The organism is Martelella sp. AMO21009 (assembly GCF_053484295.1).
The window spans coordinates 39,578-65,402 of the sequence record NZ_JBAKFR010000022.1; the positions used below are offsets into that span (position 1 = coordinate 39,578).

Consider the following 25,825-nt stretch of genomic DNA (forward strand, 5'->3'; position numbering starts at 1 on the left):
ATTCTACACTCTCCCCGTGTTACGGACGTTGCTATGCGGCATCATCTTTTTTTGGTTGATGTCGATCCTACGTCGATGTTTGATTCAAAACTGTCCGGTGCCGGGAGCAGGGTTATCTCAGCGGACGGTACAGTGACCGCGGAACCCGTCTTGCACTCCGGTGGCTCGGCGAAACTCAAGGGTTCCGGGATTCGATATGTGGTCACTGCAGCACCTGCGCCGGCAGTCGGGCATGTTCCTTTTACCAACACGGTGGAACAAATCATGTCCCGCTAAGTTTGCCTCCCAAGGACGCTTCAGTGTGTGATGCGCGCGAAGCGGGTGTGTGGGACGGAGCAAATGCGAACGGCAGCATTGTGAAGGAGCGGTGGTGAATAACCTGTGGCTGGTCATTGGCCTCGCGCTTCTGCCTGGGCTCGGAAATTTCGCCGGCGCAATGGTTGCCGAATTCGTCCGGACATCGCCACGACTTCTTAACTTGGCGCTGCATGCGGCGTCGGGCATCGTCATCGGCGTGGTGGCCATCGAGCTGATGCCCGAGGCACTTGAAAATCTCGCCGGCTGGTGGATTGCCCTGGCGTTTGCAGCAGGGGGAGCGGCCTATATCAGCGCCGGGACGCTGATCGGGAAGATGAAGCCGTCGGAGAAGAGCGGCGGCAGCACCGGTATGTGGATGATTTATGTTGCCGTAGCTGTCGACCTCTCCGGTGATGGCTTGATGATAGGCTCCGGCACTGCGGTTGGTGCCTCGCTCGCCGTTGTGTTGGCAGCGGGGCAGGTACTGGCCGACTTTCCGGAGGGATACTCGGTCGTGGCAAACCTCAAAGAAAACGGCGTGTCGCGCAAGCGGCGGATCGCGGTCTCGTTGTCATTCCCTCTCTATTGCCTCGGAACGGCTGTACTTGCATGGTTGCTGCTGCGAAGCGCGCCGGATGCAGCGAAATACGCCGCGCTGAGCTTCGTCGCCGGGCTCCTGTCGGTCGCAGCAGTCGAGGACATGCTCGAGGAAGCACACGAGGCCGCGACCGACAACCGCCTCTCGGCACTGGCCTTCGTCGGCGGCTTCGTTCTCTTTACCCTGGTTTCCGCCGGTCTGGAGACAGTCATGGCCCGCGGTGGCGGATCGACCGGCCAGAGCAGTTCAGGGATCGAGCAAAGCAGGACATATGCAAATGCCTCATGACCATAGCCATGGCCATATCGACCCGCAATCGGGCGACCGGCGGGTCTCCATCGCGATCTGGGCCAACGGCGTCCTGACCGCCGCACAGATTGTCGGCGGAATTCTGTCCGGCAGTCTTGCCCTGATCGCAGACGCACTGCACAACTTCTCCGACATGGCGTCGCTGCTCATTGCCTTTGCCGCACGCAAGATTTCTCGACGGCCCCCGGACGAGCGCATGACGTTTGGCTATGGCCGCATCGAGATCGTCGCGGCGCTGATCAACTACACCACGCTTGTTCTTGTCGGCTTCTACCTGATCTATGAGGGAGGAATGCGGATGATCGACCCACCCCAGGTCCAGGGCTGGACTGTCGTCATACTGGGCGCTGTCGCACTCGCGGTCGACACGCTGACAGCGATGCTCACCTATTCGATGCAGAAAGGCAGCGTGAACATTCGCGCGCTTTTCCTGCACAATCTCTCGGATGCGCTGGCTTCCGTCGCGGTCATCATCGGCGGCGCCCTCATCATCCTCTATGACATGCGCTGGGTCGACCCAGCGATCACCATCGGCATCGCACTTTATATCCTCTATCTTGCCATAACAGAGATCGGCACTCCGATCCGGACGCTGATGCTCGGCAGCCCGCCGGAGATCGACGGCGGCGATGTCGTCAGAACCCTGCGCGGCGTCGAGGGCGTCGGAGATGTCCACCATGTGCATCTCTGGCAGATGCAGGAGCATGAGGCGGCACTCGACTGCCATGTCGTCGTGACTGCCGACGATTGGTCGCGGCTCGAGGCCATCAAGAACGAGATCAGGGACAGGCTGAACGATCGGTTCGGCATCGCGCATTCCACCCTTGAATTCGAGCATGAGAACCGAGCGCACGAAAATGCTGACCTCTATGGTCACGGCAATCCCGAGGAACAGGAGGAAGACCATGTTCACCGAGACGCGGACAAATCGTGACGACGTCATCGCAATCGCCTGCGAAGGCGAGCTCAGCGAAAGCGATCTTGAGCGGATGCACGCGTTGCTGCACGAACGGCTCACATCTGTAGAGAAGCCCGGCCTCGTCGTCGATCTGACGAATTTCCAAGGGTACACGGGCCTCGCTGCAATGCGAGAAGACTTCAAGATGGACACCGCCCATCGAAACGATTTCTCCCGCATCGCCGTTGTCGGCGAGGCGGCGTGGCAGCACTGGGGAACCACCCTCGCGAAGGCCTTGACCCGTGCCGAGATGCGCTGGTTCGACGCAAGCGCACTGGACGTGGCCGCGGAATGGGCGGGCGGGGTGTGACGCGACCGCCACCCTCCTGCCGTGCCCACGGCTTCCGTGGCCGCGCAGGCCGGCTTCCAACCCCTCTCCTGTCCGGGGCAGTCGCAGCCTTTCGGCTCTCCTCGCGCGGGCATGTGCCGGGAGCGTGGCTCACTGTCGGCTTCTGCGTTGCGGCCATGGTCGCCTCCAGCGCTCGCGCCCATACCGAGGGCGCGCCGATATCGCCACACGACTTCTGGACCGCATGGTCGCTGCAACTCACTGTCGTGGCGCCGATCGCGGTGGCGCTGCTGCTTTACGGGCGCGGCCTGCACCTCGCCTGGAGCCGCGCCGGCATCGGCAGAGGTACAGCCGTTTGGCAGGCTGGGCTGTTTGCGCTCGGGCTGACCGCACTCTGGGCAGGCCTCGTCTGGCCGCTCGACGCCATCGGCGAGAGCCTCTTTTCCGCCCACATGGCGCAGCACATCGTGCTGATGGGTGTGGCCGCCCCGCTCCTCGTGCTGGGTCTTCCGATGCCGACGATGATCCGGTCCCTGCCGAGAGAATGGCAACGCGGGCTGGCGCTGGCGGTCCGCTGGCAGCCGTGGCGCAGGTGCTGGAAATTCCTCATCCGCATTGATGTCGCAACCATTCTGCAACTGCTCGTATTCACCTTGTGGCACATTCCGGCGGCGATCGCGCTGTCGCTCGAAAATGATTTCGTGCACTGGCTGATGCACGGCTCGATGCTCGCCGCAGGACTTCTGTTCTGGACGGCCATTCTGCGCATGCGAAGCGACGAGTTCGGATCGGCGATCCTGGCTCTGTTTGTGAACTTCAAGTTCTCGCTTGTCCTGGGTGCGCTGCTTGCCTTCTCCTCACGTGCCTTTTACGAAAGCTAGCTGGATCGCGGCCTCCCCTGGGGCGTCACTCTTTTGGAAGATCAGCAATTCGCGGGCGTCCTGATGATGGTTGTCCAGTCAATGATGTATCTGCTGGCCCTGGTCATCCGGGTAGCTCTTCTGCTCCGCTCGCCCGACAGCCGCGTTGCAACCAGGTTGACGCCGCAGACCGAAGGCCTCTCCCGATGACGAGACCCGGATTCCTCGCGGCGGCGCTGATGATCGCCCCCCTCGCCGGCTGCCAGGGCGCGCAATCCGCCTTCGATCCGGCGGGTGTCGAGGCGGAGCGCGTGCTCAACCTGTTCTGGATCATGCTGGCCGGCGGCACCGCCATCTGGATCGTCGTGATCGGCGTCAGCTACTATGCCGCCAGGGGCAAGTCCGGGCCCTATTCGGACAAATCCGGCATTCGGCTGATCGTCTGGGGCGGCTGCGTCTTTCCGGCCGTGGTCCTGGCGGGGCTGCTCTGGTGGGGTCTGACGATGATGCCGGAACTGCGGCGCGCAGCTGACGGACCCACCATCGCCGTCTCCGCAGAACGGTTCTGGTGGCGGGTGGCCTATGCCGTCGAGGGCGAGCCCGGCGTTATCCGCAAGCTGCCGCGTGGCGGCGTCCCGAGCGCGAACGAGATCTGGATTCCGCTCGGCAAGCGCACCGAGATCCTGTTGAGCAGCCCTGATGTCATCCATTCCTTCTGGGTGCCGCCCCTCGCGGGGAAGATGGACGCCATACCCGGCCGGGTGAACCGTCTGGTGCTGGAGCCCACCAGTCCCGGCGTCTTCAATGGCGCCTGCGCCGAGTACTGCGGTACGGCTCACACCTATATGGGATTCCGCGTCGTCGTTGTGCCCGAGGCAGAGTTCGAAGCCTACGTCACGTCGCAGGCGCTCCCCGCCGCAGTGGTTGACGGTCCCGGTGCCGGATTGTTCCTGCAGAACGGCTGCGCCGCCTGCCACACCGTGCGCGGCACCGCCGCGGACGGTGCCGTCGGACCCGACCTGACCCATGTAGCGAGCCGGCGCACAATTGCCGCGGGCCTGCTTCCAACAACCGTGGAAAATCTGGTGGCGTTCATCCGCTCGACCGAGCACATCAAGCCGGGCGTGGAGATGCCGGCCTTCGGTATGCTCCCCGAGGAGGAGATCACCGCAATCGCGCAGTGGCTGGGGACGCTCGAATGACCGACACGACGGACAAATCATCCACTGTGCCCGATCAGGAAGACGATGCGGTCCGTCGCGCGCAGGAGGACCGGCTGCGCGAGGTCTGGGCGGCACCGAAAGGCTGGCGCTACTGGTCGGCCGTCAACAATACCGAAGTCGGCATCTGGTACACGGCGCTATCCTTCATCTTCATGCTGATTGCCGGCGTGCTGGCGCTGATCATGCGGGCGCAACTGGCGGTGCCGGAGAACAACCTCGTCACGCCCGACTTCTACAACCAGGCGTTCACGCTGCATGGCACGGCGATGATGTTTCTCTTCGCAGTGCCGATCTTCGAGGCGGTTGCGATCATCCTGCTGCCGCAGTTGCTCGGCGCACGCGACCTGCCGTTCCCGCGGCTTTCGGCGTTCGGGTTCTGGTGCTTCCTCATCGGCGGCGTTTTCGTCATGGGCTCGATCTTCTTCGGCCAGGCACCGAGCTCGGGCTGGTTCATGTATCCGCCGCTGACAACGGAGGAGGAATTCACGCCTGGCTACGGACCCGACATCTGGCTGCTCGGCCTGTCGTTCATCGAAATCGCCTCCCTCGCCGCGGCGGTCGAACTGATCGTCGGAACTCTGAAATGCCGGCCGCCGGGAATGCGGCTCAACCTGATGCCGCTTTACACCTGGTATGTTCTGGTCGTCGCCGGCATGATCCTGTTCGCCTTTCCGCCCCTGATCGCCGGCGACATCCTCTTCGAACTCGAACGGTTGTTCGACTGGCCGTTCTTCGACCCCAGTCGCGGCGGCGATCCGGTCCTGTGGCAGCACCTGTTCTGGATCTTTGGCCATCCGGAGGTCTACATCGTGTTCCTGCCGGCGATCGCGCTTGTCGCCATGATCGTGCCGACCTTCGCGCAAAGGCCGATCCTCGGCTATTCCTGGATCGTGCTCGCCGCGGTCGGCACCGGCGTCATCTCGTTCGGCCTGTGGGTGCATCACATGTACACCACGGGACTGCCCTCGATCTCGCTCGGCTTCTTCTCGGCTGCGTCCGAAGCGGTGGCGATCCCGACCGGCGTGCAGATCTTCGTGTTCATCGCGACGCTTCTGACCGGTCGGGTAATCCACTCGGTGCCGATGCTGTTCGTGTCCGGGGCGCTCGCCAATTTCGTGATCGGCGGGCTTACCGGCGTCATGGTGGCGCTGGCGCCGTTCGACTGGCAGGCGCACGACACCTATTTCGTCGTGGCGCACCTGCACTACGTCCTGATCGGCGGCATGCTGTTTCCGGTCGCCGCAGGCGTCTATTACTACTGGCCACTGGTCAGCGGCCGGAAGCTTTCCGACAGGCTCGGCCGGATCGCGTTCTGGATGATGTTCGCTGGCTTCAACCTCGCTTTCCTGCCGATGCACTACTCCGGCCTTGCCGGCATGCCCCGGCGCGTCTGGACCTATCCGGAAAGTCTTGGCGTAGGCACCGCCAACATGATCTCGAGCGTCGGCGCCTTCGTCTTTGCCACCGGGATCCTGATCATCGTCTGGGACGTGCTGCGCCCGCGCGGCAACGAGCCCTACGCGAAACGCAATCCCTGGAACGCTGGCACGCTGGAATGGCTGGTCGAGATGCCGGGCGAGAGCTGGGGCGTCCGCTCCATTCCGGCCGTCACCTCGCGCTATCCGATCTGGGAGCAGCCGAATTTCATCGATGACGTCGACAAGGGAAGGTTCTACCTCCCCGACGCTGCGGAGATGAAGCGCGAGACAATCATCACGTCGGTCCTCGATGGCAAGCCGCTGCAATGCCTGCGCGTACCGGGTCCGAGCTTCATGCCGATGATAGCCGCGGTCTTCACCGGAGCCGTGTTCATCTTCGCGACCTTCCATTGGTGGGCAGCGACGATCGTCGGGATGGGGCTGTCGACGATCTCGATCATGGTCTGGCTCTGGCGCGGCACCGCCGTGATCCCGGAGAAACCGGAGAAGGACGTTGGCCTCGGCCTGAAGCTGCCGCTCTACAAGTCCGGGCCGCATTCGGTCGGCTGGTGGGCCATGTTCATCATGATGATGGGCGACGCAACCGCGTTCCTCGGCCTGGTCTTCGGCTACTACTACTTCTTCACCATCCATGCGGATTTCCCGCCGCCGGCGACGGTCGGTCCCGGCGTGCTCTGGCCCAGCGTCGCTTTCGGCCTTTTCGCGGTCGCCTGGGCGGCGGCGCTCGGCGCACGCCTATCGAATCAGGCCGGCCGCGTCGGGCGCGCCCGGGCACTCATGGCGGCGGGCGCACTCGTTGCCCTCGCCGCAAGTGCGGCGCTGCTCTGGGGACCATATGTCACGGGGCTCCGCCCCACGGCGCACGTCTATCCGGCGACGGTCTGGGTTATCATCATCTGGACCGCCGCGCACGGCGTCGCGGGAAGTCTCATGCTTGGATACTGCCTCGCCCGCTCGCTGGCGGGGCGGATGACGCCAGCGCACGACATCGATATCTTCAATGTCGCGCTCTACTGGCACTTCGTCGGGCTCACGGTGATCGTCACAGTAGGGACGCTCGCCTATCTCCCCGTCCTGATGTGAGGGCGATACATGCAGGTATTCGGCAAGACGCAAGACAACCTCTGGACCCTGGTGGCCGCGCCGACCATCTGGGGCTTCCATTTCCTGTTCAGCTATTTTTTGGCGGCTTACCGATGCGCGCCGAATGATGATGTCTTCAGGAACATCGGCGGCACGCGAATGGCGATTGCCGGAGTCACAGCCGTCTGCCTGCTGCTGATCCTGCTGATTGCTCGCCGCGCCTGGCGCGAATGGCGCGCCGATGGCGGCGGCTATAGCAACAATCAGGACACGCCCGAGGCGCGTGAGCGCTTCCTGGAATTCTCGACGCTGCTTCTCGCCGCGCTCTCCTTCGCCGCGGTGGTCTTCGAGACGCTACCGGTCTTCGTCTTCTGGGACTGCCGGTAATGCGCCCGCGATCGCCCGGGAGGGATCCATGCACCTGAACGTCGTCATCACCTGGAAGAGGATCTCCGGCCTCGCCGTGCTTGGCTTGACAGGCGCGCTGCTGGTCGGCTGGATAGGCCTGGTTTCGATCGCTGCCTCGGCCGGGCATTGGTCGGTGACACAATGGTTCCTCGGCTGGACGATGGAGAATGCTGTCAGAACACAGTCGATGCTGATCTCGAAGCCCGAGGAGATCGACCTCGGCGACCCGATGCTGGTGCGTCGCGCGGCCGGGCATTACGCGACCGGCTGCGCATCCTGCCACGGCGCCCCCGGCGTGCCGCAATCACCGGTGGTCGAGGAGATGGTGCCCTCGCCGCCGCGCCTCGAGGAGAAGGTCGCGGAATGGAGCGACGAGGAGCTGTTCTGGATCGTCAGGAACGGCATCAAGTACTCGGGGATGCCGGCCTGGCCGGCGCAGGACCGCAAGGACGAGGTTTGGGCGCAGGTGGCGTTTCTTCGGGCGCTTCCCGAGATGTCCCGGGCCGAATATGCGAACCTCGCGCTGGGCGGCGGATTGGCTGACGACGATCTCGAAGCGGGTGGTGAAACCATGCCCGCACTCGCCGGCATCATCGACAACGCGCTCTCCGATTGCGCCCGCTGCCACGGTCGCGACGGGCTGGGCCGCGGAGAGGACGAGGCCCGCCACGCCTTCCCGGTAATTGCCGGCCAACCCGCGCCCTATCTCTATGCCACCCTGCTCGCCTTTGCGCGTGGCGACCGTCAGAGCGGTTTCATGGAACCGCCCGCGACCCGCTACGAGACGGAGGTGCTCGCCGAACTCGCGCACTACTTTGCGGCGCAGCCGGCGCCCCCTGGTTCCGACGACGAAGCCGTGGCTGCTCGCGGACCGGCTGGTTCCGACACGAGCGACGACGCGCCCGCATCCGCCCCGCCGGCGGTCGCGACGGATGCGGTCGAAGCGCTGGTTCCGGCCGCCGAAACACAACAGGACGAGGCGGGGGTGCTCGAGGGCGAAGGCGATGCCGGGGGAAGCGCGGTGCCGATGGCAGCGGCTGCGGGGCCTCCGGCCAGCCGGGATGAACTTCTGGAGCTCGGGCGGGGCATCGCACTGGAGGGCATCGCTTCTCGCAAGCTTCCCGCCTGTCAGAGCTGTCACGGCGCCGCCGGCCGTTCGCGAAACCCCTATTATCCCTATCTCTCCGGTCTGCCCGAATGGTACCTCTCGGAGCACCTTCATCTCTGGAAAGAAGGAACGCGCGGCGGCACGCAATACACGCACGTCATGGCAGAGATCGCCGAGAACATGACGCAAGAACAGATACAGGCCGTCTCCGCTTGGTACGCGACGCAAGCCTCCGAAGGCCGATAAAACCGCAACGGCGCCACGATGGAGGATCCGCTCGACAATCCGGACGTTTTCTGTTCGCCCACCGAGGCCAGTGCCGCACCATCAAAATCACGCCGCCGACATCAGCGGCAATCTGCTGGCTGATGAGGAGAAGTTGGGCGCCTTCAAGTGCGAGGGCATCGAGTTCGTTTGAACAGGGCTCAAAGCCGGCGCAACTGGATCGATTGGCCTATTCTCAAGCAGTCGAACCGGCGGGAGCAGCGAGCCCTCAACCACGTTTACAAAAGCGTCGTTCCGAAACCTCAATGTCATTGCGAAAACTCGAGCAATGGGATTCGGCCATTCCGTTCCGACCTTAGCTAGACGAAGGTCTGTTTTTTGAGAAGTGTAACCAAGAGCCGCCAGCCAGCGGTCGGCCCCTTTCCGGTCATTCGTTGATATCTCTGAGAGCAGCCCTTCCCCCCTGTTTTGCCGACTATAAGGTCTTGAATGGAATCGAACCCGCGACCCAGCTGCTACCAAAGTCCTCGGCCTCAAATTCTTCAACAACCTAGTTTGGCTTGATCTCAATAACATGACGGATCTGGGGCGAGACCGAAACTGGGCGCCTCTGGATTTTGACCGTCACCGGATGACGGAAACCCGATCTTGTTTTCTCCCTCGTTCCGCGCGGCTGCGGACTATCGCGGGGAATGGAGAAGATATGTTGATCGCGTGGACTGGACAAAGCGACGGGCGCCAGCTCCTAAAATTGCCTGGGCCACCGTTGCAGCCGCCGACATCACCACATTCCGACGGAGTGACCCGATAGATAGCCCGCTCCCGCCACAAGAAAAGTCAACAACACGGCGACGATTGCAAAGCGCCCGTGAGCGCCAGCTTTGATTCCGAGGATTTCAAGAAAGAGAGAGTCTTTGGGTTCCATGGCGCAGTCCTTTCACCAAAAGAAATGTTGGTGGGCTGCTACTGCTACGCAGTTTAGCAGCCACTGGAGGTTTGCCAAGTGGCGGCGCCAAAAGTCGGTCTAGACCGCGTTTGCTAAGCCACTGATTTGACGAGGAAGTATTTTCGCTGGCAAGTACTTCCATCTAAACGGCTGTCCGCAGGAGCGCACCGGAGCGCGCAATTCGAAAACGGTCTATTCCTCACGGTTTTCCTGAACCCGCGCGTACGGCTTTTTACGCGGGGAGAAAAGGATTTGGGCTTTGACCTCAAAATCGTAAGATTGCGAACAGTGATTTGGTCGTTCGGGAACAGCCATGGTTGATAAACCGCAGCAGCAGCCACAAAGAGAGCACCACTTCTTCGTATCGACTGCGAAGTTTCTTTTCCATCATCCTCAGCACGGCATCGTCGCTGTCCGCGATCCCATAAGGCTGGCCGATGCGAAACGACGCGAGCTGGATCCCATCATACTCTACGGCGTCACCGTCGCCGGCCTGCCGATCCGCTGGCTGACATTCTCGACCGTCGGCCAGCGCAAATCTTTATGCGAGGTGCTGTGGACGGCTTGGAAAGACGCGGAGGGGTTGCGGGGCTTGCCGGATGTTCTTCGTGTCAATCGCTATATGGCACAGGCAGATCCGGGGCTCGCGGCGGATCTCGCCACAATCGGCGTCCGTCTTGAGGTTGCCGATACCAAGGATAAGACAGCTCCTGCATCACTTCGCTCGGCTCACGATGACTCCCGATGGCTGTCGCAACGGCATGATCCGGTCGATTTGTCGTTGGCCGCATGCGTGGAAGCCCTTTGTCTCGATGCGCAGGACGCTCACAACCGGAGTGCGCACCGCGGGCCTCGCGGCCTCAGCAATCGAAAACTGGAGGACAGCATAGAGCAATGGCTGAGCTTGCCGATGCGCCAACCGCCATCTGTTCCCCTCGAAGACCGGGATTGGGAAGCTGGCCGATGGCTGTCATCCTGGGAAACGGCGCTCCCACCCGATCAACCCCGCTATTTTCATTACGACGGTATGAGCCGAAGGACTTGGCTGATTTCGGGAGAAGAGCCGTCAGACGATGACGACGATGATGACTACGAATTTCCGGCCTACGAAGAGCACGACAATACGGCTGAAATCGCCCGGAATCTGGTCGCCTGCTGGCCCAACCCGCCGAAAGACGTCGCAGCGGCAGCCGGGATCACCCTGCGCCAACTCCAATGGTTTACCTCGGAACGTGCGACCCTAGACAAATCGACCCACTACGACCTGCGGCATCTACTGGGCATCGAGTATGACGAGCGGATGGGCGGCTATACGCCGGCAGGGCCCTATGTTTTGATCGCCAGGAAAGCTCAAGCGATCGAGGCAATCTATCAGGAGATTTCCGGAGGCGGTGATGCCTGCCCCTGCGAACTCGTTCCGGCTCAGGGACAGGCCGATCCGAGCTGGAGGTACGTCTTGATCAATGCGCATAGCACACCGCCGACCATTGTCATGGCCCCTCGCGGCGAGGTGATCACGGAACGGCTTCCCGACCTGATTCTAAACTACGAGGGCATTCGGCCGGTTTCTCAGGCTTTATACCGAGATGTTGTTACCACCTGCGCCCGGGCCTGCCAGACACCTCAGGCCAATGTCCGAGAGATGACGGAATTCGCAAAACGGTATGAACGATACTGGATAGATTGCGCATGGCTTCCGGACTGAACGTTCTGGTAGAGCTTAGCCCTGATGTCTGATCGTGTTCGAACATACCGGCCTGGTTTCGTTGCGCGCTTCCTTCCCCAAGGGAAATGGAAGGTGACACTGCGCCTGTCTTTACCGGCGACCATACAAATTACCCAGAACGGCGCCGAGAACATTGCGTGCCTGAATGTTGTCGCGATTTCCGTCAGCAAAGCGTTGCTCTGGCATTCGGTCGAAGTCCGGGCTCGCGATCAGGTCTACAGCCTAAATTGTCTTGGAGAAGAGGCTGCCACCCGGTTGGCGGCCGATCTCTATAGTTTCATCAACAGCTACCTCTTCGATCTGATCAGCTCCGATACCGAGCATCTGAACGCGGTGGATACGAAACTGATGGCTATCGTGGAGGGACAAAACCAATATCTCGCCCATGCTGACCTTGCACGGGCTATTGCCAGTGTGGAGAGTCAAGCCGCCGCGGCACTTTCGCACCCCCTGTTCGATCCGGAATTGATGACAGCCACCGTGAAAGCGACGCTTCCCCGATCGCTCGCCTTCATCACCGATCCTGCTGTCCGCCACAGATACAACGATGCGTTTGTCTCGGCCGAGCTGGCGAGATACCGATCGTTCTTCGACGACCTGGACGGCCGGTCGTTGTCCGATCAGCAACGCGAAGCTTGCATTCGACTGGAGGACAACAACCTTCTTGTCGCCTCCGCTGGATCGGGCAAGTCCGCCACGATGGTCGGCAAGGTCGCCTATGTCCTCGACAAGAAGCTTTACCGCCCGGAAGATATTCTTGTGCTCGCTTTCAACAAGGACGCGGCCCACGAACTGAAGGAGCGAGTAGCCCGGCAGCTGGCGGTCGATCCGGACGATCTGAAATGCAAGGTGACCACGTTTCACGCGCTCGGTCTCGGTGTCATTCGGGAAGTCGAAGGACAGCCGCCACAGCTTGTCAACTGGGTTGAGCACCCCGCCGGCGAAGCGAAGGTCATTGAACAGATCATTGACGAGTTGCTGCGGTCGGATCCGGAGTTCTCCCGGCTCTGGGTCAATCTCCTCGTCCTTCATCCCAAGGCGGATATTCCGGCAGAAGTGTTCGATTCCAAGGCGGACTATGATCGGTACCTCTCAGCACGTCGACGAAAAGGTAATGCGACCATTGGCACAATGGCTGGCATCTATGTGAAATCACTTCAGGAACAGACGATCGTCAATTGGCTCTGGTTGCAGTCCGTCGAATTCGAATACGAGCGTCAGATCCCCATCGAAGAGGATAATGGCGGGATCCGACATCTGCATCCGGACTTCCACTACCCTGCCAGCAATACCATCCATGAGCACCTCGCCATCAATGCGGACGGTTCCTCCCCGTTCGACAACTACATTACCCATGCCGAGCATAAGATGACCGCCTACCGCAACGCCGGCATCGACGTATTTCAGACAACGTCGGCGCAAGCACGCGACGGATCGCTGCTCGCAACCCTACAGGCAGAAATCACGAAACGAGGCATTCCACTCCAACAAAAAAGCTACACGGCAATCGTCAAAGGTCTCGAGCCAGTGGTCATCAAGCACTATCACAAGCTGACAGCGGTCTGTATCAAGCACATCCGGGCTAGCCACCTCACCCTGGACATGCTGCTTGAGCGAGCCAAATCGCTCCATGACCGGACCCGTGCCCGAGAATTTGCTCAGGTGATCTGGAAGATCACCGAATCCTATTCACGGAAGCTGGACCAGGCTAAACGCATCGACTTCGACTCGATGATCGCGAACGCCACACATCTCGTGGAGACGGGGCAATACCGGAGCCCCTACTCGCTGATCCTTGTCGATGAGTTCCAGGATGTATCGGAGCCACGCGCGAATCTGATCAAGGCGCTGAAACACCAGAAGCCGTTCACGAAAATCTTTGCCGTTGGTGACGACTGGCAATCGATCTATCGTTTTGCCGGTTCTGACATTACCATTTTCACGCAGTTCGAGGCAAACTTCGGAGCGAGCTGGCAAGGTCGACTGGAGCAAACGTACCGTTGCAATCAGCTCATAGCGGAGACGGCCGCCAGCTTCGTTCAGCGAAACTCGGCTCAGCTGAAGAAGTCGGTACGCTCGACGCGACCAGCCATCCCACGATCGATCCGGGTCATTCCGATCAGTGGTGAAGGGAGCAAGCCGGAATTCGGCGAGGCGTGTCACCAGCTCTTGCAACGGCTAAATTCGTTCCTGGGTGGGATTTCGGGGCAATGGCGGACAAAGGGGCGCGAAAAGCTCAACGTCATGGTCCTATGGCGCTATAACCAGCTCGATCCGTTCAAGGGTACACCGCCAAAATTCGAAAATATCGAGGTTTCCGGACTGTCGTTCCATCGCGCCAAAGGACTCGAGGCCGACTACACAATCCTGCTCGATGTCAGCGAAGGCGACTACGGCGTGCCGAGCCGGATCGAGGACGACGAACTTCTCAATCTGGTCATGCCACGACCAGAAAGCTTCGAGTTTGCCGAAGAGCGTCGCCTTTTCTATGTCGCATTGACTCGGGCAAGCCGCGGCGTGTTTTTGCTCACGAATAGCCGGGAGCCTTCTCGATATATCCGCGAACTTTCCGACATTGCCGGCGAAGATTTGCGATTTGAATCGATCGATGGCGATCCCCTGCATCAATGTCCCAAATGCCGGGTTGGCCAGTTGGTCGAAAGGAATGGCCGCGGTAACAGCCGGTTTCTGGGATGCAATCAGTATCCAGAATGCGAGCACACTGCACAGTTGCGCTGAACCGTCTAGGGCGATCCGAGTCCGTTACGCCGAGGGAGCATCAAACTTCTCACGTCACTTTTCAGTTGACACAAATAGTCAATTCAGAATTGACAAATTGATTTATTTGTAAAGTTTCATTCGCACCTGCTTTAATTTTGTGGCATAACGTCAAACATGAATGGACAACCAGAGACAAAGCTAAAGCAACTTCTCCAGCAAGTCCCCCCCGGCTTCCTGGTAGACTCGAAATGGATGGCCCGCCATGCCATCTCGCGACAATCCGTGTCTGGCTATATCAAGCAGGGCTGGCTCGAGCCAGTCATGTCGGGCGTGTACCGCCGCCCATTCTCCTCAGATACCAATCCAGAAGCTGTCGGTGGCTGGAAGATACCCCTGCTCTCAGCCGTCTGGCTCATGCGGCATGAGTTCCATGTCGGCGGGGCGAGCTCCCTCTCCTTGCGGGGACATGCTCATTACCTCTCGTTCAGCCGCGAACTTACCCTCTATCTCTATGGATCCGATATCCCGACATGGCTATCGAAGCTGCGGACGGACGCCGACGTGAAGACCAGGAGTAACGTCCTGTTCGGCGAAGGGGCGACCGGCGTCGAAAACGCGGATTTCGACCTTTCCAACGACGATGATCCAGAGCTGGCACAAAGCCCATGGCGCTGGCCAATGCCGATGTCCTCACCCGAGCGCGCGATCCTCGAAATGCTAGACGAAGTCCCAAAGGGCGAAAGCTACCACAAGGTGGACGTGGCGTTCGAGAGCCTTGCCAATCTGCGCCCGAGATTATTGACGACGCTCCTTACCCTGTGCCGAAGCGTCAAAACCAAGCGCCTCTTCTTCGTGTTTGCTGACAAGCACAATCATGCCTGGCGCCGGCACATCGACGTCTCCTCTGTCGATCTCGGAAAGGGCGACCGGGCGCTGACACCGGGCGGCCGGCTGCACCCCATCTATCGCATCACAGTCCCGAATGACTTGATGCCAAAGGAGGCCCAGTATGGCCCGTGACCAATACATGCGCCAGGTCGACCTTTTGGTGCGGACCCTTCCATTCATCGCCCGCCACGAGGCCTTCGCCCTGAAGGGTGGAACGGCAATCAACCTCTTCTATCGCGACATGCCGCGGCTCTCGGTCGATATCGACCTGACCTATCTGCCGATTGAGGATCGCGAAACGACACTGAAAAATATCGACACGACACTGGAGCACATCCGCGAAGACTTGATGGGCAACCTGCGGGGCGTGAACGTCCAGAGGATCGCCGGCGGCGGCAACAACCACACCCGCCTCCTCGTCCGGCAGGGCATTGCCGAAATCAAGGTCGAGACATCTCCCGTTGCGCGCGGAACTGTCCATCCACCCGAACGCCGACGCGTGAGCGCGGCCGTAGAGGACAATTTCGGCTTCGCCGAAATGCAGGTCGTTTCGTTCGAGGACCTGTTTGGCGGAAAGCTCCATGCGGCGGTAGACCGGCAGCATCCGCGTGATCTGTTCGACGTAAAACTGCTCTATGAAAACGAGGGGCTGAGCGACGCGTTGTTTCGAACATTTCTGATTTACGTTGGCAGTTCCGGCCGCCCGCCGCACGAGTTGGTCAGGCCTTCGCTCGCAACGCTAGACGAGGCCTTCGTCAAGGAGTTCGAGGGGATGACGATCGAGCCAGTCGGCCTCGACGATCTGAAGGCAGCGAGGAACCGGATGACGGCGGATATCCTCGCAAAGCTTGACGACAACGCGATGCGCTTCCTGCTGTCACTCCACGACGGCGAACCAGATTTCGAAGCCATCGGGTTGCCACAAGCGGCTGATCTGCCGGCCGTTCGTTGGAAGGTTCTCAACCTCGAGAAACTGAGGGCACAGAACCCCGAAAAACATGCCGAGCAACGGCGAGAGATTGAGGGGCTTCAGTCAAAAGAATAAGCACGGGGCACGCGGCGGTTGTCCTGACGAGCCGCGTTCCGCGCGCTGCATTTTCAGATCTTGGTAGCCGTCTGCGCTGTGATGTTTCACCGTGTTGCTCGCCATCAATGATAAACCTCTGACCAACAGGCCGATCCAGAAAAGCTCAAGAGGCATCGTCGCGAGGATTACGGGCTTCGAATCCGACAATACGGCTCTGTACCACGACCAATTCGAATTTTGGCAAAGCTGGAGCCGGTTCCTGACCTTTCGAGGGACTGATGAAACTGACAGCCATTGCAATGGCAAAGGCAAAGACGCCGTTGCGGATCAGGCCGATTGCCAAAGATGCTTCGTTTGCGCGTACCAGGTTGACTGTCTCAAACCCGCAAGCGGCATTCTCCATTGCTTGACGGCCACCCGCTCCGCCTTCAGCAATTATTGCGAGATATTTCGATCCATAGCCATATCGAGGTTTTGGTCTTAAACCCTGGAAGCCGACAAGCGCCCCCCCAAAGAAAGAACAGCATCGATACAAACAGCAATGCCAAAACGATGTACTTTATCGTCGATGGCGCCAAACCATCGACAACAGTCTTCGCCACTGCGCCACCAACAGTCAGAGCAATCGATAGTGTCGCAGTCAACTTTGAAAGTTTATCATCGAGTTCCTTGGCTCTCACCCACTCGCTCTCGATATACTTTTTAAGATCGTCATCACCGAGTTTTCGGATATCAGCAAAAGCCTCGTGCGTTTGCCAAACTTCCATCCTTTTCAGAAGCTTCCGATTAATAGGGTATATCCGGAAGAAATCCGGCAAGAGCGGATTCAGGAAGGTTGACCACGACAAGCGAGTGCCTCCGCAATAGCATTTGAAATCCCTCGACCTCCTCGGTCGAGCCAGCCCCACTCCCCAGTCGGATTTATCTCAATGAACCAATACTGATCTTTCGAAAGAGCCAGATCGATCGCTGCGTATTCCAACCCGAATTGCTCCACCAACTTCAGGCAACGGTCGGCGATTTCTGGGGGAAGAGAATAATCGTGATACTCCAATACCGCCTTCGGTCGAAGCCTCCAGTCGCCTTCGATTGCCGCACCACCGTCTGTCACAGCAACACACCACAACCGCTTTCCGACAATCGTAACTCGAAGATCCGTTTTGGGAGAAAGGACAGCCTGAAATGTCGCAGGGGCTGCTCGCAAGCTTTCGTCGGCGCACTCGCTCCAATCAATGATCGTCGTGTACCCAAAATGCTGTACGTCACCCTCGAACAAAAGAACGGTATCAATGCTCTTTAGTGCAACCTTGTCCCCAATGACGTGCGGAATGTCCGCCAGCGGGTCGTTGGTTATCCTAGTCTTCGGTACCGCGAATCCAAGCATGGCCGCCTTGCGCAACTGCAGTGGCTTGATTTCGCCGTTATAAGTCTCTGTCGGCCGATTGACCCAGACCGCCTGATCGAAGAGCATCATCCCACGCATCAAGGCAGCCCATTGCGACCGTTCCAATTGCTCTGACGGAGACAGCCCTCGCCCAGGCGTATTTCTGAGAAAGGTGGGCTGCCGCCACCAGACCGACCGAAGTCCCGAGCCCACCTGCCATTCTCTCTGGTCATGGCGACAAATCATACTGGCCGCCAAAGGATCAATCGTAATCCCCCACTCGGAAAGCTGCTCGCGGTTAATCCGGAGAAAGGACACGTTCATGTCCGCCAAATGATGACATATACGATCGGTGGACAGATCGGCCAAACTGGAAAAGATCAGCACCTCCACGCGTTCCGCCAGCAAAGTCATTCGCCTTTTTGATCTTCACCGGTCTCGAGATCGTTCTTTTTGGTCTTCATCTCGCTTTCCGGATCAAAGGCGATTAATCCCTCCTGACCGCGCCAGACGCCAGCCACAACGTCATACTCAGCGTCGGAGGGTACGCCACTGCCATTTACCTTGGTTGTCTTCGCTACGCGTTGAAGAATATGCATGCAGAATCCTCTATACTATTGTAGTTGATAGAGATGAAGGTATGCGCCATAGGAAAAATACGCAATCGTGTGGCCTACTTTCAAGCAACTATACATTTAGCCTCCCCTATCTACGCAGGATTCATCGAAAGGCTGGTCCAAGGCAAAATACTGCCGACCTGACCTTCCCGGACACAACCTCGATCATCATTGATACAAATCATTTCGGGGCGCGGAGCAGCGTTTTGGTCGATCCCGCCGCTATCCAGAATACGCAGGTTCAAAATCAGTAGCTGGCGCGTACATCGAGAGAACGATTGCCGGATTTTCCTCGATCCGCGAGTTTCGCTCGTAACCTCGTGCCGCGTTCACGGTCTGCATGGAGATGTTCAGATAGGCATTATACGAATCGTAGGCGACGCGTTTCACTGAAAATCCTGTAGTAAAGGCAGCGGCAAGAAGCATTCCGTTGGAAACATAATTCCCCAAGTATGTGAACAGTCCGAACGCCCGCGACAAGTCTTCGGCACGATGTTTCAAGCCGTAACTCCCAACTTGGCGATTGAACGATTTCGTCCTTTTCTGCCGCGAAAGGAAGATCAGTGCCAACTCGAACTGGTCTGCCGCCCAATCGTCATTGTAGGCTTCGCGTCGTCTGTCCGCAAACAGAGCTTCACGCTCTTCCTTCGGCTTCCGCAACTCATCACGGCCGCCATGCCAGATCGAGTCGAAACCTCGTAGCGTCAGCTCTGGATTCTCATCAAGCACCTTGCGAAGCATTGCCCGAGCCACGGAGCGCGAAAGATATCGGGCGCGCTTTTCGCCATCGATGATGGCAGATACACCTAAAGCGGCACAATACATTTCGTTATCGACGTCTATCCGTAGGCGGCCGCTCTTTATCGACGTCAGAAAGCTGGCATAGGTTGAAAACCCTAAGCCTTTTGCGGCCGCCTCCATTCGGTGCGTCGGCCGTGTCTCAGGATGAGACTTTCTCAGGCTTTCCTTGATGAAGGGTAGATCGGATTCATGGACAAGCAAGTGCATGGCGAAACCTCATCGCTTCGGCAGCTGGACGCCATTTAAATCAGCAGCCGAGGGACAGGATTCGGCGTACATCTTATAAGAGAAGTGCGGCTTTTAACTTGGCGACAGGTTAGGAACCACGGTCCACCGGGAACAATTGCGCTACCGCTGCGATTCGTCAAGGGCGCTCGACACGCGATCGTCAGCGGCCATAGACCGAAACACTTCTGACCTTATCATAGAACCGATCAATGAGACCTTGTTCATCCACGCGTTCAACCCGCATCGGCCGACCGAGACTGGCAGCGCTGGCATTGGGAAAGGCCCATTCAAGTTTTGGATTGCGGCGCAGATTCTTCACCGCGAGAAGAACCCCATATGGTCCTCGGATGCCAGAATCGTCCAGAACGAGCTGGATATCACGCAAGTGTCGAGCGAACTCCTCGCGAAACTCATGAACTGTTAGTCGTCCCTCCCCATCCCGGACAGAGAAAGGATGGGAGACATAGGAGTGGACGAGCCAATCATCACCGATAAAGAAGCGCGAGATTGATCGCCATTCTTGGAACGTCGCGTCCCGAGCCTCGACGCCATTCTCACACCCTTTGAAAACACCCTGGCTCTCCCCGTGATAATGACGCATCACTTTCAGAACACCCCGCCCGGGATCGAAAGGCGCCCGCTCCCGTTCATAATGCTCTTGTGGCACGATCGCGATATGCAGCGTTGCGCCGTCGTTCTGCATGATGTCACGCGCCTCGACAGCCGCATTCTCACGCTCCATTAGCTGTACGGTATCGGCTTCCAGCTTCTCGATCGGTGTAAACAGCGCGTGGAGTTGGTCACGGGGGATCGGCGTGTTTTGCGCACCGGTGCGTAAATGAAAGCCGCCGGTAATCTTATTCTGATAAGGCCGCAGGCGATGGTCAGGGAGATCGAGCCACAAAATGAACCCTCCCGCGTCCAAATCGAGGAATTTCACATGAACGCCCAATGGCTTGGGGTCTATGTTGTCCTGAATGATTGAAGTGATGCGGCGTTGTAGGGCATCGCGATCGCCCTCCATTGGCTCGAAGCGCGAGAAGACTCCCCTCTTTTCATGCACGCCGACGATCAAGTACCCAGGTCCAGCGTTCAAGAACGCCACGACATCATCGATGAAGTTTGATTTTCCACGTTTATCATCCAGGTTCAGGAGTGCCTTGAACTCATAACCCTGTCCCTCGAAAACGAGGCCGGACAGGATGCCATCAATAGTCGGCACCGGCGGTTGTTCATTCATTCTTCGACCCTTTCAGTATTTGCCGACTGAATTCTGTTGGTAACATTTCATTGTCACGGATCGAGATCAACGCACTGATATCGAGACGTTCTGACGACATGGCGCCGGCTTGCGCTTGCCACTCAAATGGTAGGCTTCATTTTTGGGGTTTGGGCTCTCGGCGCCTTCACGGCGTTCGACCTCTCACACTTGGCCAACAAGGTCTGAGTATTCGGCTGTCTGTCACAACGGCTCTTTCGATGCTTACCATCATTCCGAAGCTGATCCTGAAGCGTTCGGAGCCAGTTCCGTTCACTCGATAGAGTGCGATTCCTGGCCCTCCTCATCGGCGGCTCCGCCTTGTGAATCGGCCACCTCCTCTTTGACAGCATTGCGGCTCAACAACCCTGCATCCTCCAGCGCCTCCATGTCCGGGAGGTCCCGCAATGTCTCCATGCCGAAGGCCGACAGAAAATGTTTCGTCGTCACATAGGTATACGGCGCCCCTGGCGTCGGGCTGCGCGGCCCAGAGGAAATAAACCCTGCGCCACGCAGCGATCCGATCAGATCGCGGCTGACCTCCTTGCCAAAGATCTTCGACAGCTCGCCGCGTGTGACTGGCTGGAAATAAGCAATTGCCATCAGCACCATGGACTCATGCTCGGACAGCACCGCAGCGGCAGATCGCGTCGGCGCGCAAGAAGCCCGGATCGCCTCCGCATAAGCCACTCGGGTCCGATGCTGCCAACCACCAGCCACGGAGACCAGCTCATAAGGCCTATCACGCAACTCTTCGATGAGGTCATCAATGATCAGGTCAATGCTGCAATCCTTTCCGACCACGCGCGCCAACATTTCACGCGTCACCGGCTCAGCCGAGGCAAAAATCACTGCCTCGACCCGCATCATCCATTCCCGCCACCGCAATTCCACCGGCAGATCCCTCAACTCCCGATCAAGCAGACGTTCGTCTCCTTCACTTGATCGCGTTCTTTGTCTTGACTTCGCGGGGCTCGTTCCGGTCATCCTCACAATCCATAGATCCGGAACGACGATCGGCCGGACAGCTCGCGCACGGCGCCAAAACTCTGAAGCCGCTCGAACATCCGGGTGCTTGCCCAACGAGATAGTTTGATGCCCGGGGCCGAAGCCAGGACCGCATCTTCATCCAGCAAGCTACGAATGATCGGTTCGGCACCTTTGGTACGCAGTTTGGGAGCAACGGCCAGAAGCTGATCTGCGCGACGCGCTATCTCCGCTGCTGACCGCAAGGCTGAATCGATCGCGTCAACCAGAGCCAAACAGATAGCTGTGGCGAACGCCACTTCGCCGGGGCGGACCCGCCCCCTCCCCCCAATGGTGCGGAAGGCTGGACCGTAGCGTTCGGACAGCAGAAGCGGGACAGGTTTTGGCCATTTGAGTTTTTGCGCCAGGACACTGTCGGCCAGCATAAACGCCAGCACTTCAGCGTCCGGGCGAACGGCAGAAATCGCCGTTATCAGGTCCGCCACCGCGAAGGGAGCCGCCCGCCCGGATTGAAGCGCAGCATCGACCAGATCAGGAATTGCCGCAAGGTCTTCATCCCATCCGAGCGCCAACAAGTCCGCGAGCTCATTTACGAAATTCGTGGTGACACCACCGGATCGACCTGGCGATCTTTTCGTGACCAAAAACAGCTTTCCGGCCGGTCCGGGATCATCCCCTGGGGCAGTCAGCAAAACCGCGTCACGCAACGCGTGATCGTCCTCGTTTCGGCCCATCAGCCGCACGGCAACGGCAGCACATTTAAGGGCTTGCCGCGACCGCCAGCAGCCGGCCCAGACCGGATCCAGCTGAACCAGATCATCAAGTGATTTCAAGGCGATGCCGGCTGCAAAGGCCGCATCCGCCTCCGATACATCGCGGCCGCGCGACCGCGACCATCCCGGCAGACTGAACAGTCGGATCGGCATTGATGAGGGGGCGAATGGCAACGAATCCATGCCGGAGACGCTACACCGGATGTGCGGTTTATGCCATCCGTTTCAGCAATATCCGCACTGCCTGTCGTTATCTTTTTATGAATGATAATCTTGCATTATCGTTCATAATGCTCATTAAAGAGAGAACCCGCCATTTTGAGGCCCTCAATGCCCGAAAACGACGCCGATCCGCACGCCAGCCCGTCTCTCGGCACAGCGGCCGCTTATGAATTGCAGCCGTCGGGCGCGTTGACGGGTCATCTTGCGCCGCTGGTCGAACGCGCCCGGGGCTATGTCGACGCCTCAAGTTCGGCCAATACAAGGCGCGCCTATGCCGCCGACTGGGCGCATTTTTCAAGTTGGTGCCGGCGCAAGGGGCTTGCGACCCTGCCGCCGGATGCACAGACCGTCGGGCTCTACATCACGGCGCTCGCCGCAGGCGAAGCGGCCCCGCGGGCAAAGCCGAGCGCGGTCTCCACCATCGAGCGGCGGCTGTCGGCAATCGCGTGGAACTATGCGCAGCGCGGTCTCACGCTCGATCGCCGCGACCGCCATATCGCCACGGTGCTGGCCGGCATCCGCAATCGTCATGCGGCCCCGCCGCGCCAGAAGGAGGCGATCCTGCCCGAGGAGTTGATCGCCATGGTCGAAACGCTCGACCGGGGAACGCTTAGGGGCCTGCGCGATCGCGCCATGCTGCTGATCGGCTTTGCCGGCGGTCTGCGCCGCTCGGAAATCGTCGCGCTCGATTGCGGCCGCGACCAGACCGAGGACGGCAACGGCTGGATCGAGATCCTCGACAAGGGCATGCTGGTGCCGCTGCGCGGCAAGACCGGCTGGCGCGAGGTGGAGATCGGCCGCGGCTCCTCGGATCTCACCTGTCCCGTCCATGCCGTGGAAACCTGGCTGAAGCTCGGCAGGATCGGCCATGGCGCCCTATTCCGCCGGGTCACCGGCAAGGGCAAGGCCGTCGGTTCCGAACGGCTGAAGGACCAGGAGATTGCCCGCCTCATCAAGAAGACGGTGCTCGCCGCCGGCATTCGCGGCGAGTTGCCCGAGGCCGAACGGATAAAACTGTTCTCCGGTCACTCCTTGAGAGCGGGCCTCGCCTCCTCGGCCGAGGTCGACGAACGCTATGTCCAGAAACAGCTCGGCCATGCCTCCGCCGAGATGACAAGGCGTTACCAGCGCAGGCGCGATCGGTTCAGGGTAAACCTCACCAAGGCGGCAGGGTTGTAGGCTGCCATTCCCTGCCCTGTCTCTCAGAGCTTTGGGCCGTGTCGGGAGCGCTCCGCAATGCCCGACAGATCAACTTTCTTGCCCGCGACATCCGCGACGATCTTCAACGTGCCGCCAAGGGATTCAACATAATCGCGAAGCGTCGACAGTTTCATGTCGGCCCGCTTCTCCAGTCTCGAAACATTGTTCTGCTTGATACCTGTTCCGACGGACACATCCTCCTGCGTCCGTCCGGCAAGTACGCGCAGTTCCCGCAGATTGTAGGCCGTAACAAGCTCGCCGGCACGCTTTTCAATAGCGCCTCGTTCTTCTTCAGGAAGCGTCTGCATCAGCTTATCGAGATCATCCATGTTTCTTCTCCAACTCGCTCAAATGCTCATCGTACCGTTTGTCCGCCAGATCGATCAGGCGCTTGTAAAAGAGTTTCTGGCTCACACCGCTCTTTGCACCGCCGCAGAGGACTATGGCCTTTCGCTCCGGATCGAAGGCAAAGGCGAACCGCCATTGCACCTTCAACACCTTGACGCGCAGTTCCTTCATGTTCGCGTGTTTGGAGCCTTCGAGTGTGTCGACCTCAGGCCGTCCCAGTCGAAATCCCTTTTCGCGAAGCAGCACCAGATGCGCGAGCAATTCGACCCGAACATCTGCTGGAAGATCTGTGATCTCGCCTTTGAAGCGGTCATGAAACGCGACCTTCCATTTCGTCATTTAATATCCTAAATGATATAGATACTTTGAGATATATAGTCAATGTCTCTCCTCAAGGCAACGGTAACGCTTCCTCTGGAGGTGCCGGCAAATAATCAATTATCCGTATCTCCTATGTTTGGACATCGGCTTTTCACACCACTGCGCCACATTCCGTGATGACGCCTGCGCTCCAGGTCATGATCGCGGCTTTTTCAGCGAGCGTGCCAGAGCGGAAGAAATGGTCAACCCGTCGTCGCGACCGCCCTCCCCTGCGCTATCGTCATCGGGTTTTGGCGGCGGCGGGTTGTTTCCGGCCTCGATCCTTGCCCTCAGCAGCGCCATGACCATCGGCCAGACCGAGAATTGCCCGTCGCGGGCCCGTTCCGTCAGATTGCGCAGATACCCGCCGGGGCTGATGACGGCCTCACCGCGCTGATAGATCGCAGCAAGGGTGATCGCGGCCTGTTTGTCACCCATAATTTCGGCGGCCTCCCGCCAGGCGCTCGGGCTGACGCCCAGCATTGGCCGGGCGATCTCCGCGATGACCAGGAAGTCCCGCCAGTTGCGGATCGATCCCCCCTTTGCCAGATCCCGAAAGCCCTCGCAGGCATCCAGCACCAGTGCCAGCGGCAACTCCCGCTTCGGCAGGTTGTGCAGATTGTCGGTTTCGTCAGCGCTGCCGCTCGCTTCTGATTTATTTCCTAAGCCGTATTCAGATTCAAATTGGGATTCTGGGTTTGAATTCTGTTTGTGGCGCTCAGAATGAGACTCATTGGCGTTCTTTTTTTCTGAATTTACGTGCATTTCCAATGTCTCACGCACTTCCTCATGCAGCAGGGCCAGGGCATCGCAAGTATCTTCGGCAATCGCCAGGTCGGGACGGCGCGGAAGCCGGTCGATGATGTCGCGGTAAACACGGCTCATCTTCGCCCAGTCGCCCGGAACGCCTTCGTCAAGCCCGGCCTCGATCATCTTGACGATGTCACGGCGCAGCAATGTCAGGCGCTCGCGTGCGCATTTCAACGCCAGACGCTCCTCGGCGATCCGCGCGGCCATCGCCTCGAACTCGGCCGCCCTTGCCACCAGCGGCGACAGGTCGAAGCCATAGGCCTGCTCGACCTGCCCTCCCCTGCCCTTCCTGGCGAAGCGCTTGCCGTTCGGACTATCGCGGCGGATGATCAACCCGCACTCGACCAGGACGGCCAGATGGCGACGCAGCGTTGCCGGCGAGATCCCGTTGGCGCGGGCGATCAGCTGCTCATTCGACGGCCAGACCACGAAGCCGGTTTCCTCCGCAAGCTCGTTTTCGGGATAGAAGGTCAAAAGCGCGTTCAGGATCGCAAGACCGCGATCGCTCGCCCCAAGCGCTTCCCGCGCCTCGCGCACGGTGTGGAACAGTTTCCACTTGTTGAGCCGTGCCCCCTTCGGGGCTTCCCGCGCCGCTTTCTGGCTTGAAAGCATCGCGAGCGACATCGGCCGCCGCCCAAAGGGCGTCGTTGTTGCAGTATGTGTTTGCATCTTTGTTCACCTGTTGCCAGGCAATAGAAATAGGATCGCCGAATCGACGCTCGTCGCCCAAAA

The 25,825-nt window shown here is 59.4% G+C and carries 25 protein-coding genes; 13 read left to right on the plus strand and 12 right to left on the minus strand.

Annotation, left to right across the window (positions count from 1 at the left end; genetic code table 11):
- The first annotated feature begins 370 nt into the window (after positions 1–370).
- The 8 genes from V6766_RS19155 (at position 371) to V6766_RS19190 (ending at position 8,818) form a co-directional block, all read left to right on the plus strand.
- A complete protein-coding gene (locus V6766_RS19155) occupies positions 371–1,183 on the plus strand; it encodes a ZIP family metal transporter (RefSeq protein ID WP_024706470.1) in 813 nt (270 codons plus the stop codon).
- Positions 1,173–2,138 carry a cation diffusion facilitator family transporter gene (locus tag V6766_RS19160; protein WP_024706471.1) on the plus strand — a complete coding sequence of 322 codons (966 nt, stop codon included), beginning with the start codon at positions 1,173–1,175 and terminating at the stop codon, positions 2,136–2,138. The genes V6766_RS19155 and V6766_RS19160 overlap by 11 nt, the downstream gene beginning before the upstream one ends.
- Positions 2,110–2,472: a SpoIIAA family protein gene (locus tag V6766_RS19165; RefSeq protein WP_024706472.1), complete on the plus strand. Its 363-nt coding sequence runs from the start codon at positions 2,110–2,112 to the stop codon at positions 2,470–2,472. Before V6766_RS19160 ends, V6766_RS19165 begins: the two co-directional genes overlap by 29 nt.
- Before the next feature lie 155 nt (positions 2,473–2,627).
- Positions 2,628–3,332, plus strand: coding sequence for a cytochrome c oxidase assembly protein (locus V6766_RS19170; protein ID WP_024706473.1), 705 nt, complete (start codon positions 2,628–2,630; stop codon positions 3,330–3,332).
- Positions 3,333–3,517: 185 nt separating this feature from the next.
- Positions 3,518–4,513, plus strand: a complete 996-nt coding sequence (gene coxB / locus V6766_RS19175) for a cytochrome c oxidase subunit II (protein ID WP_024706474.1) — start codon at positions 3,518–3,520, stop codon at positions 4,511–4,513.
- Positions 4,510–7,056, plus strand: coding sequence for a cytochrome c oxidase subunit I (gene ctaD / locus V6766_RS19180; RefSeq protein ID WP_061449947.1), 2,547 nt, complete (start codon positions 4,510–4,512; stop codon positions 7,054–7,056). The genes coxB and ctaD overlap by 4 nt, the downstream gene beginning before the upstream one ends.
- Before the next feature lie 9 nt (positions 7,057–7,065).
- Positions 7,066–7,443, plus strand: a complete 378-nt coding sequence (locus V6766_RS19185) for a hypothetical protein (protein WP_024707551.1) — start codon at positions 7,066–7,068, stop codon at positions 7,441–7,443.
- 28 nt (positions 7,444–7,471) lie between these two features.
- The gene (locus V6766_RS19190; RefSeq protein ID WP_061449946.1) at positions 7,472–8,818 is read left to right on the plus strand and encodes a c-type cytochrome; all 1,347 of its coding nucleotides are present in this window, start codon (positions 7,472–7,474) and stop codon (positions 8,816–8,818) included.
- A gap of 760 nt (positions 8,819–9,578) precedes the next feature.
- On the opposite strand, the gene V6766_RS19195 is transcribed toward V6766_RS19190, so the two are convergent.
- Positions 9,579–9,722, minus strand: coding sequence for a hypothetical protein (locus V6766_RS19195; RefSeq protein WP_156484764.1), 144 nt, complete (start codon positions 9,720–9,722; stop codon positions 9,579–9,581).
- 334 nt (positions 9,723–10,056) lie between these two features.
- Here V6766_RS19195 and V6766_RS19200 point away from each other — a divergent pair, with 334 nt between their 5' ends.
- From V6766_RS19200 to V6766_RS19215, 4 genes are all read left to right on the plus strand, one after another.
- Complete coding sequence (locus V6766_RS19200; protein WP_036238496.1) at positions 10,057–11,448, plus strand: hypothetical protein; 1,392 nt, start codon at positions 10,057–10,059, stop codon at positions 11,446–11,448.
- A gap of 93 nt (positions 11,449–11,541) precedes the next feature.
- Positions 11,542–14,208, plus strand: coding sequence for a UvrD-helicase domain-containing protein (locus V6766_RS19205; RefSeq protein ID WP_244435624.1), 2,667 nt, complete (start codon positions 11,542–11,544; stop codon positions 14,206–14,208).
- A gap of 156 nt (positions 14,209–14,364) precedes the next feature.
- Positions 14,365–15,210: a type IV toxin-antitoxin system AbiEi family antitoxin domain-containing protein gene (locus V6766_RS19210; protein ID WP_024710155.1), complete on the plus strand. Its 846-nt coding sequence runs from the start codon at positions 14,365–14,367 to the stop codon at positions 15,208–15,210.
- A complete protein-coding gene (locus tag V6766_RS19215; RefSeq protein ID WP_024710154.1) occupies positions 15,200–16,123 on the plus strand; it encodes a nucleotidyl transferase AbiEii/AbiGii toxin family protein in 924 nt (307 codons plus the stop codon). The genes V6766_RS19210 and V6766_RS19215 overlap by 11 nt, the downstream gene beginning before the upstream one ends.
- Positions 16,124–16,268: 145 nt before the next feature.
- On the opposite strand, the gene V6766_RS19220 is transcribed toward V6766_RS19215, so the two are convergent.
- The 8 genes from V6766_RS19220 to V6766_RS19255 form a co-directional block, all read right to left on the minus strand.
- On the minus strand, positions 16,269–16,508 hold the full coding sequence (locus tag V6766_RS19220; RefSeq protein WP_024710153.1) for a hypothetical protein: 240 nt from the start codon (positions 16,506–16,508) through the stop codon (positions 16,269–16,271).
- Positions 16,509–16,533: 25 nt separating this feature from the next.
- Entirely contained in the window at positions 16,534–16,953 is a 420-nt protein-coding gene (locus V6766_RS19225) for a hypothetical protein (RefSeq protein WP_024710152.1), read from the minus strand.
- On the minus strand, positions 16,932–17,903 hold the full coding sequence (locus tag V6766_RS19230) for a RimK-like protein (RefSeq protein WP_036238494.1): 972 nt from the start codon (positions 17,901–17,903) through the stop codon (positions 16,932–16,934). The genes V6766_RS19225 and V6766_RS19230 overlap by 22 nt, the downstream gene beginning before the upstream one ends.
- A complete protein-coding gene (locus V6766_RS19235; RefSeq protein ID WP_024710150.1) occupies positions 17,900–18,088 on the minus strand; it encodes a hypothetical protein in 189 nt (62 codons plus the stop codon). The genes V6766_RS19230 and V6766_RS19235 overlap by 4 nt, the downstream gene beginning before the upstream one ends.
- A gap of 240 nt (positions 18,089–18,328) precedes the next feature.
- On the minus strand, positions 18,329–19,114 hold the full coding sequence (locus V6766_RS19240) for a hypothetical protein (RefSeq protein ID WP_024710149.1): 786 nt from the start codon (positions 19,112–19,114) through the stop codon (positions 18,329–18,331).
- Between the two features lie 181 nt (positions 19,115–19,295).
- Positions 19,296–20,375, minus strand: coding sequence for an AlbA family DNA-binding domain-containing protein (locus tag V6766_RS19245; RefSeq protein WP_024710148.1), 1,080 nt, complete (start codon positions 20,373–20,375; stop codon positions 19,296–19,298).
- Between the two features lie 291 nt (positions 20,376–20,666).
- A complete protein-coding gene (scpB, locus tag V6766_RS19250) occupies positions 20,667–21,380 on the minus strand; it encodes an SMC-Scp complex subunit ScpB (protein ID WP_024710147.1) in 714 nt (237 codons plus the stop codon).
- A 2-nt stretch (positions 21,381–21,382) separates the two neighbouring features.
- Positions 21,383–22,336 (minus strand): DUF1403 family protein, encoded by a 954-nt coding sequence (locus V6766_RS19255; RefSeq protein ID WP_024710146.1) that lies wholly within the window; start codon positions 22,334–22,336, stop codon positions 21,383–21,385.
- Between the two features lie 147 nt (positions 22,337–22,483).
- On the opposite strand from V6766_RS19255, the gene V6766_RS19260 reads away from it, so the two are divergent.
- Positions 22,484–23,554, plus strand: coding sequence for a tyrosine-type recombinase/integrase (locus tag V6766_RS19260; protein ID WP_448469211.1), 1,071 nt, complete (start codon positions 22,484–22,486; stop codon positions 23,552–23,554).
- 23 nt (positions 23,555–23,577) lie between these two features.
- On the opposite strand, the gene V6766_RS19265 is transcribed toward V6766_RS19260, so the two are convergent.
- The 3 genes from V6766_RS19265 to repC form a co-directional block, all read right to left on the minus strand.
- Positions 23,578–23,904: a helix-turn-helix domain-containing protein gene (locus V6766_RS19265; RefSeq protein ID WP_448469213.1), complete on the minus strand. Its 327-nt coding sequence runs from the start codon at positions 23,902–23,904 to the stop codon at positions 23,578–23,580.
- Positions 23,897–24,262, minus strand: a complete 366-nt coding sequence (locus V6766_RS19270) for a type II toxin-antitoxin system RelE/ParE family toxin (RefSeq protein ID WP_180902493.1) — start codon at positions 24,260–24,262, stop codon at positions 23,897–23,899. The genes V6766_RS19265 and V6766_RS19270 overlap by 8 nt, the downstream gene beginning before the upstream one ends.
- Positions 24,263–24,439: 177 nt before the next feature.
- Positions 24,440–25,762 (minus strand): plasmid replication protein RepC, encoded by a 1,323-nt coding sequence (gene repC / locus V6766_RS19275; RefSeq protein ID WP_448469216.1) that lies wholly within the window; start codon positions 25,760–25,762, stop codon positions 24,440–24,442.
- Between the last annotated feature and the right edge of the window lie 63 nt (positions 25,763–25,825).